At 38.8% G+C, this 21,010-nt stretch carries 15 protein-coding genes and 1 pseudogene; 5 read left to right on the forward strand and 11 right to left on the reverse strand.

Going from position 1 to position 21,010, the window contains the following annotated elements:
* The first annotated feature begins 398 nt into the window (after window positions 1-398).
* From IPO27_01305 to IPO27_01320, 4 genes are read left to right on the forward strand one after another with little or no spacing between them, the layout of a single operon-like run.
* Window positions 399-3,170: a TonB-dependent receptor gene (locus IPO27_01305; protein MBK8845244.1), complete on the forward strand. Its 2,772-nt coding sequence runs from the start codon at window positions 399-401 to the stop codon at window positions 3,168-3,170.
* A gap of 50 nt (window positions 3,171-3,220) precedes the next feature.
* Window positions 3,221-4,636, forward strand: coding sequence for a hypothetical protein (locus tag IPO27_01310; protein MBK8845245.1), 1,416 nt, complete (start codon window positions 3,221-3,223; stop codon window positions 4,634-4,636).
* A 3-nt stretch (window positions 4,637-4,639) separates the two neighbouring features.
* Window positions 4,640-6,910 carry a T9SS type A sorting domain-containing protein gene (locus tag IPO27_01315; protein MBK8845246.1) on the forward strand — a complete coding sequence of 757 codons (2,271 nt, stop codon included), beginning with the start codon at window positions 4,640-4,642 and terminating at the stop codon, window positions 6,908-6,910.
* Window positions 6,911-6,938: 28 nt separating this feature from the next.
* Window positions 6,939-7,688, forward strand: a complete 750-nt coding sequence (locus IPO27_01320) for a response regulator transcription factor (protein ID MBK8845247.1) — start codon at window positions 6,939-6,941, stop codon at window positions 7,686-7,688.
* Between the two features lie 18 nt (window positions 7,689-7,706).
* Here IPO27_01320 and IPO27_01325 read toward each other — a convergent pair whose 3' ends face one another.
* From IPO27_01325 to IPO27_01365, 9 genes and pseudogenes are all read right to left on the reverse strand, one after another.
* Window positions 7,707-8,195 (reverse strand): shikimate kinase, encoded by a 489-nt coding sequence (locus IPO27_01325; protein ID MBK8845248.1) that lies wholly within the window; start codon window positions 8,193-8,195, stop codon window positions 7,707-7,709.
* Between the two features lie 2 nt (window positions 8,196-8,197).
* Window positions 8,198-8,758, reverse strand: a complete 561-nt coding sequence (locus IPO27_01330) for a peptide deformylase (GenBank protein ID MBK8845249.1) — start codon at window positions 8,756-8,758, stop codon at window positions 8,198-8,200.
* A gap of 1 nt (window position 8,759) precedes the next feature.
* Complete coding sequence (ruvX, locus tag IPO27_01335) at window positions 8,760-9,197, reverse strand: Holliday junction resolvase RuvX (protein MBK8845250.1); 438 nt, start codon at window positions 9,195-9,197, stop codon at window positions 8,760-8,762.
* A 799-nt stretch (window positions 9,198-9,996) separates the two neighbouring features.
* Window positions 9,997-10,854 carry an N-acetylglucosamine kinase gene (locus tag IPO27_01340; protein ID MBK8845251.1) on the reverse strand — a complete coding sequence of 286 codons (858 nt, stop codon included), beginning with the start codon at window positions 10,852-10,854 and terminating at the stop codon, window positions 9,997-9,999.
* A 26-nt stretch (window positions 10,855-10,880) separates the two neighbouring features.
* Window positions 10,881-12,487 (reverse strand): annotated as a pseudogene (locus IPO27_01345) (NADP-dependent glyceraldehyde-3-phosphate dehydrogenase).
* Between the two features lie 11 nt (window positions 12,488-12,498).
* Entirely contained in the window at window positions 12,499-13,494 is a 996-nt protein-coding gene (pfkA, locus tag IPO27_01350; protein MBK8845252.1) for a 6-phosphofructokinase, read from the reverse strand.
* Window positions 13,495-13,678: 184 nt separating this feature from the next.
* Window positions 13,679-14,668, reverse strand: a complete 990-nt coding sequence (locus IPO27_01355) for a pyruvate dehydrogenase complex E1 component subunit beta (GenBank protein MBK8845253.1) — start codon at window positions 14,666-14,668, stop codon at window positions 13,679-13,681.
* Window positions 14,669-14,822: 154 nt separating this feature from the next.
* On the reverse strand, window positions 14,823-15,212 hold the full coding sequence (locus IPO27_01360) for a hypothetical protein (protein ID MBK8845254.1): 390 nt from the start codon (window positions 15,210-15,212) through the stop codon (window positions 14,823-14,825).
* 39 nt (window positions 15,213-15,251) lie between these two features.
* The gene (locus IPO27_01365) at window positions 15,252-15,902 is read right to left on the reverse strand and encodes a response regulator transcription factor (GenBank protein MBK8845255.1); all 651 of its coding nucleotides are present in this window, start codon (window positions 15,900-15,902) and stop codon (window positions 15,252-15,254) included.
* A gap of 739 nt (window positions 15,903-16,641) precedes the next feature.
* On the opposite strand from IPO27_01365, the gene IPO27_01370 reads away from it, so the two are divergent.
* A complete protein-coding gene (locus tag IPO27_01370) occupies window positions 16,642-18,993 on the forward strand; it encodes a fibronectin type III domain-containing protein (protein MBK8845256.1) in 2,352 nt (783 codons plus the stop codon).
* A 352-nt stretch (window positions 18,994-19,345) separates the two neighbouring features.
* On the opposite strand, the gene surE is transcribed toward IPO27_01370, so the two are convergent.
* Together surE and IPO27_01380 are read right to left on the reverse strand one after the other, a co-directional pair.
* Window positions 19,346-20,128 (reverse strand): 5'/3'-nucleotidase SurE, encoded by a 783-nt coding sequence (surE, locus tag IPO27_01375; protein ID MBK8845257.1) that lies wholly within the window; start codon window positions 20,126-20,128, stop codon window positions 19,346-19,348.
* 3 nt (window positions 20,129-20,131) lie between these two features.
* Window positions 20,132-20,773, reverse strand: coding sequence for a YihA family ribosome biogenesis GTP-binding protein (locus IPO27_01380; GenBank protein MBK8845258.1), 642 nt, complete (start codon window positions 20,771-20,773; stop codon window positions 20,132-20,134).
* Between the last annotated feature and the right edge of the window lie 237 nt (window positions 20,774-21,010).

The following is a 21,010-nucleotide window of genomic DNA, read 5'->3' on the forward strand; positions in this document are numbered from 1 at the left end:
TAACCACTATCATATTTGCCCTGCATTGACCTAATACATTTTTAAGGTGCAACAAACAATTCAAAATAGACTATGGAGGCAAACCCATTATAAGAAAATTTAACTGTTTATGCACCTTGACTATTGACATCCATCAATGTATAGCTCCAATTTAAGCTATAAGTATAAAGTACAGTGTAACATATGTATCAATCACTTCATTCTTACCCCACTATTATTATTAAACAAGGTATTGACCTTAAGATTACCTGCCTATTGGCTTTGGGCAATAGTATTATTGAGGCAAAAAGCAACTTCCTTTTGCAATTTTTAATTAGACTACTGTTAAAAGATAATAATATTAGCCTAACATTAAACTTTTACATTTGCGGTCCCTTCAATAAAATTAGTTATTTTTTATGAAAAAAATATTTGCACTATCGCTCGCATTATTCGGATTACTAAGCCTGCAGGCACAACAGGCAAAACTTAAAGGCCAGATAGGCAGCGATGCCGACAATGAAAACCTATCAGGCATAACCATTTTGCTACTAGAGTCTAATCAAAAAGTTTCTGCTGATGCAACAGGAAAATTCGAGATTACCAACATTAACTATGGTAGTTATACCATGCAAATACAAGGTGAAGGCTTTGAAATGATTACCAAAGTAATTAAGGTTGACCAACCCGAAATGGTGTTAAGCCTGATTACCTTGCAGGCAGACGACTATAAAGCACAAATAGATAATGGCACCACCGTTGTAGTTGCCGATGATGGCGGCAGCGGTTCATCTCAAATGGTGGCAAGTGTTCTAAATGCATCGCGCGATGTTTTTGTTGCAGCCACCTCATTTAATTTTAGTGCAGCACGTTTTCGCTTGCGTGGTTATGATGCCGAAAATTTTGTAACCCTTATGAATGGCAGCCCCACCACCGACCTTGTTACCGGGCGCACCATGTTCTTTTTGTGGAGTGGGTTGAATGATGTAATGCGAAGTCGCGAGACATCGTTGGGCTTGGCACAAAGCACCTATACGTTTGGTGGTGTTGGAGGTTCTTTTTCAATAGACAGCAGAGCCTCGCATCAGCGTAAGCAATTGCAGGCATCTTATGCAATAAGCAACCGCACCTACGATAATCGATTTATGTTAACATATGGAAGTGGATGGTTAAAAGGTAATTGGTCTATTGCTGCCAGCATTTCGCGCAGGTGGGCACAAGAAGGCTTTATAAAAGGCACTTTTTTTGACGGTACCAGCTATTTTTTAGCTATTGATAAAAAAATAAATGCTAAGCACATGCTTAGCCTCACAACCTTTGGCACACCAAACAGTTCGGGGCGTGCGGCTCCTGCTACCCTGGAGCAAATAGAACTTGCTGGCGATAAATATTATAATTCGTTTTGGGGTTACCAAAACGGAAAAATGCGTAATTCTTCGGTTGCAAAATCTTTTGACCCTACTGCCATACTTACCCATGAGTGGAATATAAATAACCGCACGCAAGTCATAAGCGCAGCAACCATTACGGTAGGAAGAAATTCGCGTTCAGCTTTTGATTGGTTTAATGCGCCTGACCCACGACCTGAGTATTATAAAAATTTACCTAGCTACTATAATGACCCGCAAGCTGCCAATGCAGTAGCCACCTATTTAAAAGACAATCCAAATATGATGCAGGTGCAATGGGATCAATTGTACGAAGCAAATCGCCTCAATGTTGAAACATTTGAAAATGTGGATGGAGTAGCCGGAAAAAATATAACCGGTGCTTATGCACGTTATGTTTTAGAAGAAAGAAGAATTGACCATACAATTTTCAACTTCAATACATATATCAATACAATGATTAGTGATAATATTTCGGTAAACGGAGGATTAACTTATCAATTCCAAAAATCAAACTACTATAAGGTAATAGGAGATTTAATGGGAGCTGACTATTATGTAGACATCAATCGATTTGCAAGCTTAGACAGCACTGATTATTCGCTGCCATTATTTCAAAGCGATCTTAATAATCCTAACCGCATTTTAAAAGAAGGCGACCGCTTTGGATATGACTATGACGCGGTAGTAGGCAAAGGCACCGGATGGGCATCGGCAACAGCAAGATTTGCAAAGATTGATTTGTTTGCTTCTGCCGAATTATCAAACACCGGATTTTACAGAAATGGAAATATGCGAAATGGAAATTTTGCTGATGAAAGCTACGGCAAATCGGCAAAACAATCGTTTACAAACTATGCACTTAAGGGAGGTGCTACCTACAAAATAAACGGACGCAATTATGTTTTCGCAAATGCAATGACCTTAACGCGCGCACCCTTGTTTGACAATGTTTATGCTGCACCACGAGTTCGCAATCAAATTGCATCAAACCTTATTAACGAAAATATAATGGGGTTAGAAGCCGGCTACTTTTTGCGTGCTCCCAAACTTAGAGGTCGTGCAGTAGCATATTATACAACATTCGAAAATCAATATAACACCTTTAGTGCCTTTACATTTGAAGAAAATGCCTTTGTAAATTTTACAAACACGGCTATAAATAAGACCCACAAAGGAATTGAGCTTGCACTCGAATCATTGCTTCCACATGGTATAACATTAAGCGGAGCAGCATCCATTGGTCAATTCGTTTACACCGATCGTCCCAAGCTAACCATCACGCAAGATAATACTGCTGAGCAGTTGGTAAAAGACGAAACAGTTTATATTAAAAATTTCCATGTAGCCACAGGCCCTCAATCTGCTTACACGGCTGGCATTAGTTACCGTTCTAAAAACTTTTGGTTTGTAAGTTTAAATGCAAATTATTTTGCTCAAATATATGCTGACGTTTATCAATACAGAAGAACTACCTCAGCAACCGACCTGGTAGAACCCGGTTCGCAATTGTGGAACGACATTTTAAAACAAACTCAATATGATGGTCAATATACCATCGACTTTTTTGGAGGCTGGAGTTATCGATTAAATAATAATATAAAATCGCTTAAGCGACCTATGTATATTGTTATTAATGTAGGGGTAAATAATTTGCTGAATAATACCGACTTAGTTACCGGTGCATTTGAGCCATTGCGTTTCGACAAATCGCTTACAACCTTTGCCGAAAATGCGCAACCACGCTTATATTATGGCTTTGGCAGAACCTATTTTATTAACCTTGTATTCCGAATGAACTAAAACCAATAAGATTGTCCAATTAAAATAAAGAAACAAATAACATTCATCATATGAAAAATCAATTTAAAAAATTAATCTACGCACTACTATTAATTAGTGCGTTTGCCTCCTGTGTAAAAAACGAAGTTGACCCTCCGCCAACTGGTGGTTCAGATCCTGTAGTAAGCGGTGTACGAATTAGTATAAAAAACCTGCTTGCATTGTATGATGGCGATACCACAAAAATAAAAACTGATGTTTACGTAGTAGGTATAGTTGCAGCAGATGATCGCGAAGGAAACATCTACAAAGAGCTCATTATACAAGATGAAACAGGTGGTATGTCAATCCAAATAGACATGTCAAACTTTTATACCGACTATCCGGTGGGCCGCAGAGTATTTGTTAAGTGCAAAGACCTTTGGATGGATAAAACAAATGAACTGATAACTTTTGGCGGTTATATAGACACCCAAGGAAGTATTGCACGTATACCATTAACTTTAGTAAATTCCATAATAGTAAAAGGCAGCTATTATCATCCTGTTATGGTTGATACGGTTGACATTGCCAACATTACTGACGACCATATGAACACATTGGTATGCTTGAAAAATGTTGAATTTGATGCAGCCTCCATAAACAGCACCTATGCAGATGCAATAAATAAATTAGACTTAAACAAAGACATTAATGACTGCAATGGAAATACGATAATACTGCGCAGTAGTGGGTATTCAAAATTTGCAGGCGATACGGTACCCAAATTAAACGGCACTATTACAGCTATTTGTCAACGATATAACAATGACTTTCAATTAAAAATACGTGATACCCGTGATGTAGCATTTACGAAACTACGCTGCAATGGCAGCGGAGGAACACCAACACTTACCACGCTTGATTCCATTCGCACCGATTTTAATAATGGAATTACGGTAGTGAATGGTTCGAAAAAAATAAAAGGCATTGTAATCAGCGATAAAGACAATGGAAATGTAGATACACGCAACATGTTTATTCAGGATAGCAAAGGTGGTATAGTGGTTCGATTTGCAGCAACGCATGCCTTTGCATTAAACGATGAAGTAGAAGTGGATGTTAGTGGCATGACCTTGTCTGAGTTTAACGGTTTACTGCAAATAACCAATGTGCCCAATGCCAATGCTGCCAAAACCGGTACCGGCACCATCACACCTAAGGCAGCAACTGTTCAGGATATAATAAACAATCAGGAGGCGTGGGAATCAACACTGGTCATCATTTCTAATGCAACCATCAACAATGGTATTGCTGTAGGATACAATAGTGGTGGCAGTAGCGGATTACCTATTAGTGATGGCACCAATAATGCTATCTTGTACACCCGCACCCAGGCTACCTTTGGAAGCACGCTTACACCAACTACACCAAAGAATGTTACTTGCCTGATTAGCACGTTTAATACGATGCAATTGATGATACGCAATATAAATGATGTACAATAAGAATTGAAAAAAATCATATTCAAAGCTCCGAATTATCGGGGCTTTGTTGTTTTACAAATGATGATGAAAAATATTTTTTTAACCATAACCATATACGTTGCGTTTATTAATTCGCTAAGTGGGCAAAACATTTCGATTGCTGCTGCACGTGCATTGCCCGTAGGCAGCACAGTAACGGTAACAGGAGTTTGTCTAAACGGAGCTGAATTGGGCAGCAACATACGCTATATAAATGATGGTACCGGTTACATTGCAATATTTGGCAACTTGGTAAGCACCTCAACTACTGGAGATGAAATAACCGTAACAGGTGCCACCGTTCAATTTCAAAATTTACTTGAAGTAGGAACTTTGACTAATGCCACCATAAACTCATCGGGCAACCTTTTGCCTGCGGCTGCTTTAATAACTCCTTTTCAATTAGACGAAATGCATGAGTCCTGGTTAATTAAAATGGACAATATATCATTTGCAAACGCGGGAGCAGTAATAGGAGGAAACGCAACTTATAATTTTTCGAATAGCAATGGCGAAACCGGAGTAATGTATGTGCGCGGAGGCAGTCCGCTTATTGGACAAACATTGCCCTTGGGCAATGTGAATGCTACCGGCATTTGCACACAATATCAAAGCAGCTATCAATTCCTGCTGCGCTCGATGGCCGATCTTGTGCCTGTTGGCTCCTTATATTTTACACAGACGCCCTATCCGGTTAACATAACCACTTCGGGTTTCGAACTAGATTGGGAAACCAACATCAACTCTTCGTCCTTTATTAAGTATGGCAAAACGCCATTGCTAGAGTTAGGTGTGATATATGGAAACAGCAATACTACATCGCATATAGTTACCGTTACAGGCGGATTGCCTTCCGAAGTTTACTATGCTCAATGTTTTAGCGTTGCCGGCACTGATACTGCCTTTAGCGATTCAGAAATTTATATAACGGCAAGTGGCAGTTCGGGAGATATTAAATGCTACTTCAACCGCAGTGTTGATCATACGCGCGCCAACCCTCCTACTAATCTTGCTATGCAATTGACTTCGGCAATAGACGATACCCTTAAAGCATACATGGACCGAGCTATAAGCACTATTGACATAACCATCTATAACCTGGATAATAATAATACGAGCAACATCATTCAAGGGATAAATGATGCTTATGCACGCGGGGTACAGGTGCGCATAATTGCCGATGGCAGCAATGCTAACAACGGCCTGCCATTTATAAATTCAAATATTCCGGTGGTATTATCTCCGCAGCTTCCATTGTTTTACTATTCTATCATGCATAATAAATTTGTGGTAATAGATGCAAATCATAGCGATGTAAATAAGGCTGTAGTATGGACAGGTAGCACCAATTGGACCGGCAATCAACTAAACACCGATGCCAACAATGTGATTATTATTCAAGATAAATCACTGGCAAAAGCTTATACCATTGAATTTGAAGAAATGTGGGGAAGCAACACAGCAATTCCAAATGCAAGTAATTCAAAATTTGGCCCCGATAAAATGGATAATACTCCCCATGAGTTTAATATTAATGGCAAACGTGTAGAATGTTATTTTTCACCTTCGGATAAAGTGAATTCGGAAATTGAGCGTACCATATTAACTGCCAACACGCAATTGCAACTTGCTGCCATGGTTATAACCCGCTATGATCTTGCATATGCCATTGCTGCAACGGTAGGCTGGGGAGTAGATGCTAACGCCATTCTTGACGACAGTGCCAATGGAGGTGGCACCAGCTTTTTAATAATGGAAGCGGTTATGCATAACAAAATTGTTATGTATGATCACGCTGCACTGCCGGGAATTTTGCATCACAAGTATATGATTATCGATCAGGACAATGCATCTAATGATGCATTGGTATTAACAGGCTCTCACAATTTTAGTTCTACCGCAAACAGCAAAAATGATGAAAACACGCTGATGGTGCATGATGCTTCTATTGCCAATCAGTACTATCAGGAATTTGTCTCACGATTTAATGAAAGTGGCGGTGGCTTAGGCTTAAACGATGATAACACATATCATGGGCTACAAATTTTTCCTAATCCTACTCGAAGCGAATTTGCGATTATATCAAACGACCGGTCTTTGGTAATGGTAACCATATATAATAGTAAAGGACAGCAGCTATTTCAAACCCGTGGACAATTGCAAGACCGAATTAATGTAGATTTTTTGCCGCAAGGTATTTATCATATTGAAGTATCAGGAACCCTTCAGGCCCATGGCCGACTGGTTAAATATTAATATTTGTATCCATTAAAATACATAAGCTATGATACGCGCATTAATGATTGAAGATGAGATTCAAAGCCAGAATACCTTAAGGCTTATCGTGCAAGACAATTGCCCTCAAGTTGACATTATAGGTATTGCAGCAAGTGTGAGTGAGGCAGTGGAGCTTAACGACACGTTACATCCTGATTTACTTTTCTTAGATGTGCAGTTGATAGGAGGCACCGCCTTTGATTTTCTAATGCAAATTAAATATACCTCGCCTCATATTATTTTTACATCTGCCTATGATAGCTATGCGTTGCAAGCAATAAAATATGCTGCCTTAGACTACCTGCTTAAACCACTTGACATACAAGAAGTAAAAAAGGCAGTAGACAAAGTTCAAAAAACAACAGTAAGCAACGATCACCAATTTATTAGCAAATTTATTGATTCGCTAAAAAACACAAATCGTAATTCCGGATTTTTACCGGTTGCCAATAATGAAGGGTTCAACTTTATTCCTTTTCAGCAAATACTTCGCCTCGAAGCTTCGGGAAGCTACACGTATATTCATGTGCAGGGACGTTCGAAAATACTGGCAAGTAAAAATCTGAAAGAATATGAAAGCATGTTGCCTGAAGATAGTTTTATCAGGGTACACAATTCGCATCTGCTTAACAAACTGCACATTACTAAATATGTAAAAGGCAGTGGAGGTTATTGTGTGATGAGCGATGGCGAATCAGTTTCAATTTCGACCCGCAGAAAAGACTGGTTCCTGCGCATGATGGGAATTTCGGAGTAAGTTATTTTTTTCTGTTGCTTACACCACCATCGAATTAATATCCAAACTAAGTGCATCTAGTTTCGTATGCGCTTTTTCATAATATTTTTCCCGCTCACTTAACAAAGATGCTATTCGCTCTTGAGTTTGCTCGCGCGTGAGATTTGCAAACAATGGTCGTTCTTTGCGGCTATTCACTATTCGCTGATACAAGGCATTGGGGCTCATCTTTAAATAAATAACCGTTCCATGGTCGAGCATACACTGCATGTTATCATAATAACAGGGCATTCCCCCTCCGGTGCTTATTATATGATTGTTGTATTGAAGTGTTTGAGTAAGTGTAAGTTTTTCCATTTCCCGAAAATAGGTTTCGCCTTTTAAATTAAAAATTTCGGAAACAGAAAAACCGGTTTGCTCTTCTATCATTTGGTCGGTGTCAAGAAATTTATACCCCATTTTTTTTGCAAGCTTGCGACCAACTGTGGTTTTACCACTACCCATAAACCCTATAAGGTATATAAGCATGGTTAACGCTTATGATAAAACTTAATCTTGTAATCAGCACTTGCAATACCTGAAGCAATTTTCTCCAGTTTATTTTTTATCAGGCGCTTTCGCAGTGGCGAAATTTTTTCGACAAACAATACCCCTTCCAAATGGTCAAATTCGTGCTGAATGATACGTGCAATTATTCCATCGAAATGTTCTTTACAAGGCTTAAAATTTTCGTCCATGTAGGAAATCGTAAGCTCCGGCATTCGCATCACATCTTCTCTGATACCCGGAATACTAAGGCAGCCTTCGTTAAATTTCCATGGTTCGCCATCCTCTTCGGTTATAGTAGGATTAATAAATACCCGTTTAAAACCATCAACCGATGGATCGTCTTCGCTAAAGGGAGATGCATCCACTACAAAAATCCGTATAGACAAGCCTACCTGAGGTGCAGCAAGACCCACGCCATGGGCGCTGTACATGGTTTCGAACATGTCTTCGACAATCTTATTAAGATGCGGGTAATCTTTTTTTACTTCGGTCGCTTTTTTTTTCAATACCGGATCACCATAAGCTAGAATGGGTAAAATCATATCAGCTGCTTTGTCTTTGTTTTAATATTTCTTTCTCCTGCAAAAACGATTGCAGAATTATTGTTGCGCTTGTAACATCAATCAAACTTTTATTCTGCCGTTGCTTTCGTGTGGTGCCTGAGCTAATAAGAGCATCAATGGCAAGACTGCTTGTATAGCGCTCGTCATATCTTACCAATTGAATGTGGTTGAGCTTAGGCATCAATTCCTTAATAAACTTTTGTATTTGTGGTTCAATTATACTTGGTTGTCCGTTATTCTGCAATGGCTTTCCAATTACAATTGCCTCTACCTGCTCTTTGCCAATGTATGTCTGTAAAAATTGTAATAACTCACTCGTCTTTACAGCTTGCAAAGGCGAAGCAATTAGTTGCAGGGAATCTGTAGCAGCTATGCCACAGCGCTTGGTTCCATAATCAATTGCCAATATTCGAGCCATGCGGCAAAGGTAATTTATTTAGATTTCTATTACCCACTATTTCTGCATGTGAGGCGATATCAAATTAGGCATTGGTAATGCGAATACTTTAATAAATCCCGGTTACACTTTTTTTTAGAAAGCGTAAAAAAACTGGAACTGTAATTTAAGCAATGATGGACTTAATAAAACAAGCTATTGGGTAATCTTCCGAATTCAAAAAAAAACAAGATTAGCTAATTAGGGCTAGCTGATTAAACTCCGTTTTCAAGAGAACGGTGTCGCTACTACGGAGATAAACATTAGGGGGGGCTAATTCATTCTATTAACAGGTCGCTCCTACGGAGCTCTATTTTATCTATGCAGCCGTTAAAACGTAAGCAGGTCGGCATCTTAATATAAAAAGTAAAAAAATTTAAAGTCAAAGAGGAGCTACATATTAGTGCAAATGCAACCAGCAAAAACAGCGATCCCAAAAAAAAAAGAAATTCTCCGTGTTTCTCCGTGCGCCCCTGCATTTATTTATCAAAGATTGCATAAGCAACCGGCAAAAAACAGCGATCCCAAAATATAAAAAGAAATTCTCTGTGCTCCTCCGTGGCTCCGTGTCTCCGTGCGCCACCCGTATTTAATCTTCAAAAAAAGAATTTCTCCGTGTTCCTCCATGTCTCTGTGCGCCCTTGCATTTAATCTCCAAAAAAAAAGAATTTCTCCGTGTTCCTCCTTGTCTCCGTGCGCATTTGCATTTGATGATCAAAGATTCCTTATGCAACCGATATAAAAAAGAAAGCCCTAATTAGGAAATCAATTGCGTGTTATCTCACTGACGAATCTTTTCTTTTTTAAGAAAATACTCCAAAAGGTTTTGGATAGGTTTCGAAATAATTTGCCCTACTTTAATGTGTCTTATTTCGGATTCTAACTTAAGAATGCCCGCAAAATGGAAAGCAATACTGCCAATGAAATGTACAGGGTATTTTTTATAATCTGGTATGTTGCACACATTCACATCCATAAACTCACCCATCGTTTTGCTAACAAGATTTATTATCCAGGGATGCGAAGAGTGTTCAGATAAGAACTTACTGAAAGATGCCAGGTAAACATTTACATTAGGCTGAAAATAAACCGTTTCGAGCACTGCCTCTTTCGTGACATTAAATTTTTTGTAAAACTCTAAACGCAGATCTTCGGGCATCACGTTATAAAAATAATATGCTAAAAGTTTTTTTCCATAATAAGAGCCACTGCCTTCATCACCTAGTATATAGCCAAGGCCATGATTTAGTTCAACAACTCTAGTTCCATCAAAAAAGCAGGAGTTGCTTCCTGTTCCAAGTATGCAAGCAATGCCGGGCTCATCGTTGCAGGTAGCATAAGCAGCAGCCAACAAATCGTGCCCTACGGTTATCTCTGCTTTTGCAAAAACTTTTTTCAATCCGCATACAATGATGGCATTGCGGGATTCATGTGAGCACCCCGCACCATAAAACTTAACGGAATGCACTTGCTCTTTATGTTTGGCTACAACATCTACCGCAAGCATTACTTCGCCAACTGACTCGCTGCTTTGAAAAAAGGGATTCAGCCCAATGGTGCTGAAGGCAGCAATCTCAACACCCTGGTGAGCGAGCTTCCAATCTGCTTTGGTACTTCCGCTGTCACATACAAGTATCATCCTACAGTTTGTTTAAAGGTATTAGTTTAAAGTATATAATCGGTATTCAAAAAATTCGAATTTCTATTTTCAATAATCTCACTCAATATACGCTTATTAGTTTCGCTTGACTTTGCCGCCACCATGGTACGTATACTAAATACGCGTAAGGCATCGCTTACACTTAATGTACCTTCGGCCGAATCTTTTCTACCATTAAACGGATAAACATCGGGACCTCGTTGACACTGTGCATTAATATTGAGCCTGCACACCTGATTTACAAGTGGGTCTATGAGGTCAGCAATACTGGTACTATCGCTGGCAAACAAGCTTGCTTGTTGCCCAAACTTACTATTCACAATATAGTCAACACATGTTTGCACATCATCAAAACCTATGATGGGTACAATGGGGCCAAATTGCTCTTCGTAATAAATTCTCATATCGCTGGTTACATCAACTAATACAGCAGGATGCATGTAGGTATGCCAAATGTTGCCACCCTTATTATTGTATAGAATTGCTCCTTTATCAACGGCATCATCAATTAGCTCCTTAAGGTAATCTACTTTCCCTTTTTCGGGAAGGGGTGTTAACATCACATCCTTTTCCCATGGCATTCCAGCAACAAGGGTATCTAGCTTGGCGCAATATGCTTCGACAAATTTGTTCTTAATTGAATTGTGCACAAAAACAATTTTCAAAGCAGTGCATCGCTGACCATTGTATGAGAGCGTACCTGCAACTACTTCGTTTACTGTATTTAGTATATCGGCATCGTGCATAATGATTACCGGGTTTTTCGCTTCAAGCCCAAGTGCACATCGAAGTCTGTTGGGCTGCGGATGTCCCCTTTTTAAAATATTAGCCACACGTGAAGAACCAATAAATGCCAACACATCAATACCACCTGATTCCATTAATGCTCCGGCTGTTTCTGCACCATGTCCATAAATTATATTAATTACTCCCGGAGGAAACGTTCTTCTAAATATTTCGAGCAATGGAAAATGTAAAAGCACACCATATTTGGCCGGTTTAAAGATTACAGCATTTCCCATTATTAAGGCAGGAATTAGAGTGCAAAATGTTTCGTTCAAGGGATAGTTATATGGACCCATGCACAAAACAACTCCTAAGGGGCCTCTTCTTATCTGCGCATAAATGCCGCCCTGATTTTGTATACGGCTACTATCACGATCAAGATTTTTTAGCGATTCAATCGTATCCTGAATGTATTCTATGGTTCGATCAAATTCCTTTTGAGAATCTGCTAAAGACTTTCCGATTTCCCACATGAGCAAATTAACTACTTGCTCCCTTTTCTCTTTCATTTGACGTGCAAATGATGCCACGGTCTCAATCCGTTGCTTAACCGTCATAGTTGCCCAAGTGCCACAACCATTGTTCCAGGCGGCTTTTGCAGCATCTAAAGCAATCATGGCTGCTTGCTTGTCCATCATGGGTTGCGAGCCAAGCACAAATGGGCGATGCGTTCCATCCTCCTCGCGAATGCATACAGGCGAATGCACTTCTTCAGTAGCTCCCTTCCACTCCACTAACTTACCACCTGCCAAAAACAACTTTGGTGTATAGGAGTAATCAATTTTATTGATTCAGGAATTTCATTGTAGGATGGGAATACAATCATATTGCAAATTTTTAGATTGCTAAAATTTCAGCAATTCTTAAGAGCGATTTATCAAGTACAAAATCTTTGTTGGTTGCATCGGCAAATGGAGTAAAAACAACTTTGTTATTTATTAAACCGGCCATTTTACGACACTCTCCACGTATGAGTGCCTCGGTTGCCTCTACCCCTAACCTACTTGCTAAAACACGGTCAAAGCATGTTGGCGAACCACCACGCTGCACATGTCCCAACACAGTAACTTTAACATCATAATCGCTTGCTCTCTCTTTAACTTTTTCAGCAATCTTATATGCACCTCCGCCCTGTTCACCTTCGGCTACAATGACGATACTTGATGTTTTTTTATTTTTCGCTCCTCGTTCAAGTACTTCAACCAAATGTTCTACGCTCGTACTTCTTTCTGGTAATAATATATGCTCGGCACCACCGCCAATACCAGCGGCAAGCGCTATGCAGCCGGAGTCGCGTCCCATTACTTCTATAAAAAATAACCTATTGTGCGAAGCTGCTGTATCTCTAATTTTATCAATTGCTTCTATTGCTGTATTGATAGCAGTATCATAACCTATGGTATAATCGGTACCATACAAATCATTATCTATTGTTCCGGGAGTGCCAATAATTGGTATTCCATACTCGCTAAAAAAAACTTCGGCACCGGTGAAAGTTCCATCACCACCAATGGCAATTATTCCATCAATTCCATTGGCAATAAGATTTCCGTAAGCTAATCTTCTACCCTCATTGGTGCGGAAGCGCTCGCTTCTGGCAGTTTTAAGAATGGTACCACCACGGTGTATGATGTTGCTAACGCTGCGTGCATCCATCGGTATAAACTCATTGTCAATCATACCCTCATACCCACGCATGATGCCTACTATTTCTTTGTTATGGTAAAGTGCTGTGCGCACCACTGCGCGTATATTTGCATTCATACCGGGACCATCGCCACCAGAAGTAAATACAGCTATTTTATTAATGGGTTTTGCAAAATCTTTTACCATAAAAAAAAGAATGGAGTGGCGAAGATAGTGTAAATTCTACACTATGAAAGAGTAGAAATATTTTTTTTTAAAAATATGAGCCACTCTATTTTAATGGAAGAGTTGCTATGATGTGATTAAAAAATTCTAAAAAGAAAAATGCTGTAACTAAAGGAAAGATGGAATGGTTTTGCAAACGCAGGTTCTATGCATTTTGATTATGATACATTACACTCTTTACGGCTTCGATAACACGAGCAGGGTTAGGTAAGTAGGCTTCGATAAGCGTGGGAGCATAAGGAAGCGGCACATCTCCACCCATAACACGAATAATAGGTGCATCGAGGTAATCAAAAGCGAGGCGTTGTACCATAAAGGTTATTTCGGAGGCAATACTTGCCAAAGGCCAACTTTCTTCAACAATTACAAGTCGATTAGTTTTCTTAACTGAGTTAATAACCGTTGTGTAGTCGATGGGTCTAACTGAGCGCAGGTCAATTACTTCGGCACTTACCTGCTCTTTGGCTAATTCTTCTGCAGCTTTTAAGGCCACCTTCATCATCTTGCCAAAGGATACAATGGTAACATCGGTGCCAGTCTGTTTTATATCAGCTACTCCAATTGGCATAAGGTATTCCCCATCCGGAATCATTCCTTTATCGCCATACATTTGTTCTGACTCCATAAAAATGACCGGGTCATTATCTCGAATTGCAGATTTTAATAATCCTTTGGCATCGGCCGGATTAGAAGGAACAACAACTTTTAACCCCGGACAATTGGCATACCAGTTTTCGAAAGCCTGCGAATGTTGCGAGCTCAACATACCGGCACTTGCAGTGGGTCCTCTAAAAACTATAGGTACAGTAAATTGACCACCACTCATACTCATCATTTTGGCAGCACTATTTATTACCTGATCTATTGCCACCAGCGAGAAATTGAAAGTCATAAACTCAATAATAGGTCGCAAGCCATTCATGGCTGCACCAACACCAATACCTGCAAAACCCAATTCGGCAATTGGAGTATCAATCACTCGCTTGGGACCAAATTCGTCCAGCATTCCCTGCGAAACCTTGTATGCACCATTATATTCTGCCACCTCTTCGCCCATAAGGAATACGCGCTCATCTCTGCGCATTTCTTCACTCAATGCTTCACGTAATGCTTCTCTAAATTGTACTTCTCTCATCTTATTGTTTTTAGGGGTGGCAAATCTAATTTAATTTGAAATAACAATCAATTGTAATTGCTTTTTGAAACTGAACATAATGTGTAATGAATTTTAATTACGAAAATGTAATTATCGAAAATTGATTTAGTACGAATAAAATGGGAAGGTAAAATTAACTTGCGAACAGCCAATATACAGCTATGGTAACAATTAAGCCAACCAGATAAGAACCAATAATAAATTTTCGCGCCCTTTGCTTATCTATTTTATGAAACTGAGGATTTCCAACTTCCTGCTTGTTACCAAACTCAGAAAAGTTAAAAACTCCATCGAATGCATACTTAACACAAAACCTATACTTAACTTGTAACAATGTTAGTATGAAGTTACTTAAGCTTAGAAAAAAAAGAACCGCAACAATCCAATGCTGCGGGAATGCAATAAAAAAAGACAGTAAACCAATACTTAAAATGGCAGTTGTAAGGCACATAACAAGGCGCACTTTAATTTCAACTTGTCCAATGTTACACAGACCGGGTATATATGGTGAATTGTTGTTCATTAGTATGAAACAATTATTAATTAAAAAAGTTTAACTAAATTAATGAGGTTCATAAATCTTGTGCTCTAAGGCAAAAATAACCAGGCCAACCATATTTTTGCTTTGCGTTTTCTGAAGCAGTTTTAACCGATGTCCTTCAATGGTTTTTTCACTTAGGAAGAGTTTTTCGGCAATTTCTTTCGTTGAGTATTGTTCGCAAACCAAACACAGCACTTCCTTTTCGCGATCGGTTAAAGGTTCGATGTAATGAGTTGGTTTATGCAAATTTAAATTGATCATTTTTTGAAGCAATATATCACTCACTTCACGCGAATAGTATTTACCACCATCCATTACTTCTTCTATTGCTTCTTGAATCTCAGTCTTGTTAGTATTCTTGAGTAAATATCCCGAAGCTCCTGCTTTAAACATTTCAATTATGTTATCCTTATCATCAAGCATGCTTAAGGCGATAACCTTTACCGAAGGAAATTCCTTACTAACTATTTTTGTAGTTGCAATGCCATCTTGTTGCGGCATATTAATATCCATAAATATAAGGTCGACCGGATTGTTGCGCAAATGTTCAATAACCTTTAATCCATTTTCAGCCTGATCAATTTTTTTAATTACTTGAATAAGCTTCAATGTTGATTCTAGGCCTTTACGAAAAAGCGAATGATCATCGGCAATTAATATGGAATAAGACATAAACTAAAAAAGTAGCGTTTGTATTAAAAAATAAAGTTGCACGTTCTCAATCTTCAAACCGTTCAACGCCACAAAGTTAATTTTTTACCTATACATTATATTACTTACCACGAGGTCTCTAAAATTAAATTTAATCTTAAAGAAAGGATAAAATAAAAGCAACTTTAAGTAATGCTTGTGGTTTCATGTTGAAAAATATTAATCTTTGAGAGTTGCAAGAATTTATTTAAAACCGAGAAAATAAAAAGTTTTCTATTTGAAACGGATATGTACATTAGCCGCATCTTATACAAACAAACAGGAACTTGCAGCAGAATGATTGAAAAATCACCAGTCTATACTCAATCGCTGCTATAGCAAACAATTCCATACAAGAAAAAAGCCGGTAATGTCAATTTCCTTTTGGGTTAATGCACCCTTTTCGCTCTGTTCTACTTTTATCTATCCGATATAAGTTGGCATACCGGTTTTTATCAAAATGTCTTTTAACAAATACTGCTCGTTCCCAAATGAAATAATCTTCATGTTTCTGCATATATTTTACCCACTATTTTCTTTAATTCAATCCAATTATTTTATCCATTTACCACATTTTTTGGACAATTAGGGTATATGATTCATTTTTTGGAACTGAATTTGAAAAGGGTCACCTTGGTTTTGTAATCCAAAACAAAACTAGTCAACAGTTGAAAAAAATCAGTGCATTTTTCAACTGTTCATCTAAATCAAAATATAAAAAATGAAAAAAATTATCACGATTGTGGTATGGGTTTTTATTGCCCTATTTGAAGCAAATGCGCAATGCACCACATCAAATGCTACCAGTTGCCAATGTGCAAATCCAAATCAGGTAAACTGCGAATTATTGCCAGACATTACTGTTGCTACACAGCCCCTGTTAACTAGCGGTACATATGGTGTTATGGAATACGCTTATAACGATTTATCGTCAAAGAAAAGCCAGTTACGAATCAGTGTATCTACCCCAAATATAGGGCGCGGACCGCTAGAAGTTAGAACAACAAACAGCTATGTGTGCGGCACCGATACCATTATTGGCACACCACCAACTCTTTGCCCGAATACAGGCGTTGCCCCAAAGCAAATTATAGAACAACGCATTTATCAGAAGAATCAAAATGCAATGAGCTACTATTCAAAGCCTGCGGGCTCCATGACTTTTCATCCAACGCATGGACATATGCATGTGGACAATTGGGCAAATTTTTCGCTACGAACTGCAACCGCTGATCCTAACCCATTAAATTGGCCCATGGTAACGCAAGGAACTAAGCTGGCTTTTTGTTTAATGGATTATGGTTATTGCAGCATTTATAATCAGGCTTGCAAGGATACACTAGGCAATACGCTTACCAGCTCAAATATTCCCAATTATGGATTAGGAGGTGCAACATACTCTTGCAGCAATGTGGTACAAGGAATTTCGGCTGGCTATCTGGATATATATTATCAATACCTTGACGGAATGCAAATGCAACTTGATACGTTAATGTGCAATGGAGATTATTGGATTGTTGTAGAAATTGATCCGCTGAATATTTTTAAAGAATCGAATGAAAAAAACAATGTTGTTGCTGTACCTTTTACAATAACCAAGCAACGTCCACAACCTGAAATAGTGGTATCGCCAAGTCAAACCATGTGCTCTGGAAATAGCGTACAACTTAATGCAAGCGGAGCTTCTAATTACAAATGGCTGGCCAATAATTTTAATGCAACTGGAGATAAGATTACTGTATCTCCTGCAACTACAACTACATATACAGTTATCGGCCAAGGTGCCGGAACTGGATGCATAGATACAAATTATGTAACGGTGCAAGTTGATTCGTCACCCACGGTAAGCACAAGCGGTTCGTCAACCCTTTGTGCCGGTGGCAGTGCCACACTCGAGGCAAACGGAGCAATCAATTACTCCTGGCAACCAACGCAGTCTTTGGGCGACACAAGTGCGGCTATAACATCTGCTTCACCTGCCGTATCAACCATCTATACAGTAACCGGCACAAACACATCAGGTTGCTCTGCTACAGCAACAGCAATGGTTAATGTATCAACCTTAAATTTGACCATAAGTGCACCGAGCACAAAAATATGCAGTGGCCAATCGGCAATAATGCAAGCGCAAGGTGCGGGCACTTTTGCATGGTCGCCAGGCGGAGGTCTCAACAGTACTACTGCAAGCACTGTAACTTGTGCAGCAGCAACATCCACAACATATACTGTAACGGGTACAGATGCCTATGGATGCACCGCCACCGCATCGATGGCTATGCAGGTGCTGCCATTACCGGTAGTTAGCTTTACTCCATTGTTATCCTCTTATCATAATAACACAGTGAGCGTTCCACTATTTGCATCTCCTGCAGGAGGAAGCTTTACCGGGCCGGGTGTAGCAGGCACATCGTGGAATCCATACAACCTGCTACCAGCATCTTACTCGCTAACCTATAAATATACAGATATCAATGGCTGCAGCAATCAAGCTAAAGCAACCACATTGCTTACTTATACTTGCACCAAACCTACCGGATTAATTATTAATAATATTGGAGCTACCAGTGCTAATATCTTTTGGGGCTCGGCATCAACAGCACAAACTTTTATTATCAAGTACAAGCCTGTTACTTCAACCATTTGGAGCTCGATTACTGTAAACGGCAATCCACATGTAACCTCTGCACTTGTATCATCGCTAAAACCTAATACAACTTATCAAATCAATGTAATGACCAATTGCGGAATTAAAAGTGCTACAAGCAGCACAATCACTTTTACTACTAAAGGTAATCCACGCTTAATGGCAAGCTATGACGGAAGCCAATCGCTGCAAGTAGTGCCAAATCCTTCGCATGGATTGTGCTACACTGAGTTTGAAAGTGATATTGCACAAGAATCTGTAATCAAAATCATCGATCTTACCGGCAAAACTTGCTTTAATAAGTCGCTGCAAGTCAATGCAGGCTATAACAAACTGGAATTTGATTTAACACATTTGTCACGGGGTGTGTATATGATGCAAATGCAACTAGTAAACGAAATGCTAGTTTCAAAAATTATTATCGAATAACAAAAATACCCTTTCTTTATAGTTTCTTAAAAACCGCTTAATGAGCGGTTTTTTTATTGCTGCCTCAACAACAAAATAAACAATATTGCAGAGGCGAATAAAACCAATAAAGCACCATTAGCAGTACTTGGCTTATTCCATTTAATGTAATTCATTCTAAAAAAAATCACCACCGAGACCATGGATGCCATTAACAACTTGGTATTTGGAACTGGGCTAGCAACCACCTTAAACTTTAATAAAGAAAGACTACTGAAAAAAACGCATAGAAAAGACAATGCTGCAAGCAATAATGAAATAGTTATTCCGGTAAGAATCGAATCTTTACTATTGACAAACTTAGGCATGAATTTTATTTCCAATCGAAGGTGTTAAGCGAAGCAATGGCATGATGAGCAGTGAAATCAAACATTACAGGCACAACACTAATGTACTTGTTTTTCAACGCCCACTCATCGGTATCTTTTCCTAAATCATGATTAACAAACTTACCTGTAAGCCAATAATATTTACGATGCGATGGATCGAAACGTTCGTCAAAATCTTCATACCATTTTGCTAATGCCTGCCTGCATACTTTTATTCCTTTAATTGATTTTATTGGCAGGTCCGGAATATTTACATTTAATAACACATTGCGAGGTAGTCCGTGTTTTAACACGTTTCGTGCAATTCTTAATGCAAAATGAGATGCTGCTTCAAAGCTTGCATTATAAGCAAAGTTATTTAATGAAAACCCTATCGAAGGTATTCCCTCAATAGCGCCTTCCATGGCGGCACTCATGGTGCCCGAATAGATTACATTAATAGACGAATTATTACCATGATTTATACCGCTCACACACAAATCAGGCTTGCGGTGCAACACTTTGTTTACGGCAAGTTTAACACAATCAACTGGTGTTCCGCTGCATTGCCATGCTTCTATATGGCCATGTACATCAACCTTATCAAGCCGCAATGGCTTGTTCATCGTAATTGCGTGCCCCATACCCGATTGAGGGCTATCAGGCGCAACGATCACTACCCGGCCAATTTTGCTCATGGCTTCGGCCAATGCCCTAATGCCAGGTGCCGATATACCATCATCATTTACTACTAAAATTACAGGCTTTTCCTTTTTAATCACCGGCATTTGTTATATGTTTTTTTTAGAGTTTGACAAATTCGAAGCATCTACATCTTTTACAAAATTTTTATTCGAAGTTTCAATTAACTGCATCACATCTTCCCTACCCAATTTTTTTTCGGCTGATGAAATAATCATTAATGGAAGTTCATCCCAATATAGCGACAAGCTTTTTTTGAAAGAAGAAACAGAGGCTACCAAGGTGGTTTTTCCAAGTTTATCGCTTTTAGTAAAAATAACAATACAAGGTATTTCTGCTTCGCCCAATTGATTTATAAAATCAATGTCAGATTTTTGCGGGGGCACACGGCAATCTATTAAAATAAAAACACACATTAGACTGGTTCGCTCTGAAAGATAATTCCAAATCATGGCACTCCATTGCTTACGCTGTGCTTGCGAAACCTTGGCATAGCCATATCCCGGCAAATCAACCATGTAATAGGCATCTTCAATATTGAAATAATTTATGGTTTGTGTTTTGCCTGGCGATGAAGATGTTTTTGCTAAACCCTTATGATTAACAAGCATATTAATCAACGAAGACTTACCAACGTTGCTACGTCCAATAAATGCATACTCTGGCCTATCTGCTAATGGACATTGCTCCAAAGTAACAGCACTTTTAACAAATTCAGCTTTGATTGACATAGGGATAAAAATATTTATTCACCAAATAATGGTTGAAAAGATGTTGTGCAAATATAGAAGGTTGTGCTTAATAAGTTAACTTTGCAACATTGTTTTTCGGAATTTATAGTTACTAGCTTTATATTCCATTTGAAAACCAACATTAATTCGCTATTCTAAATTCTATTTTATTATTAAGTTAAGTGCAGATAATTCTGCTTATAAATAATTTTTTTAAATCGCTTTCTGTAAAGAATG

The sequence above is a fragment of the Bacteroidota bacterium genome (genome assembly GCA_016714535.1).
Taxonomy (GTDB): domain Bacteria; phylum Bacteroidota; class Bacteroidia; order AKYH767-A; family OLB10; genus JADKFV01.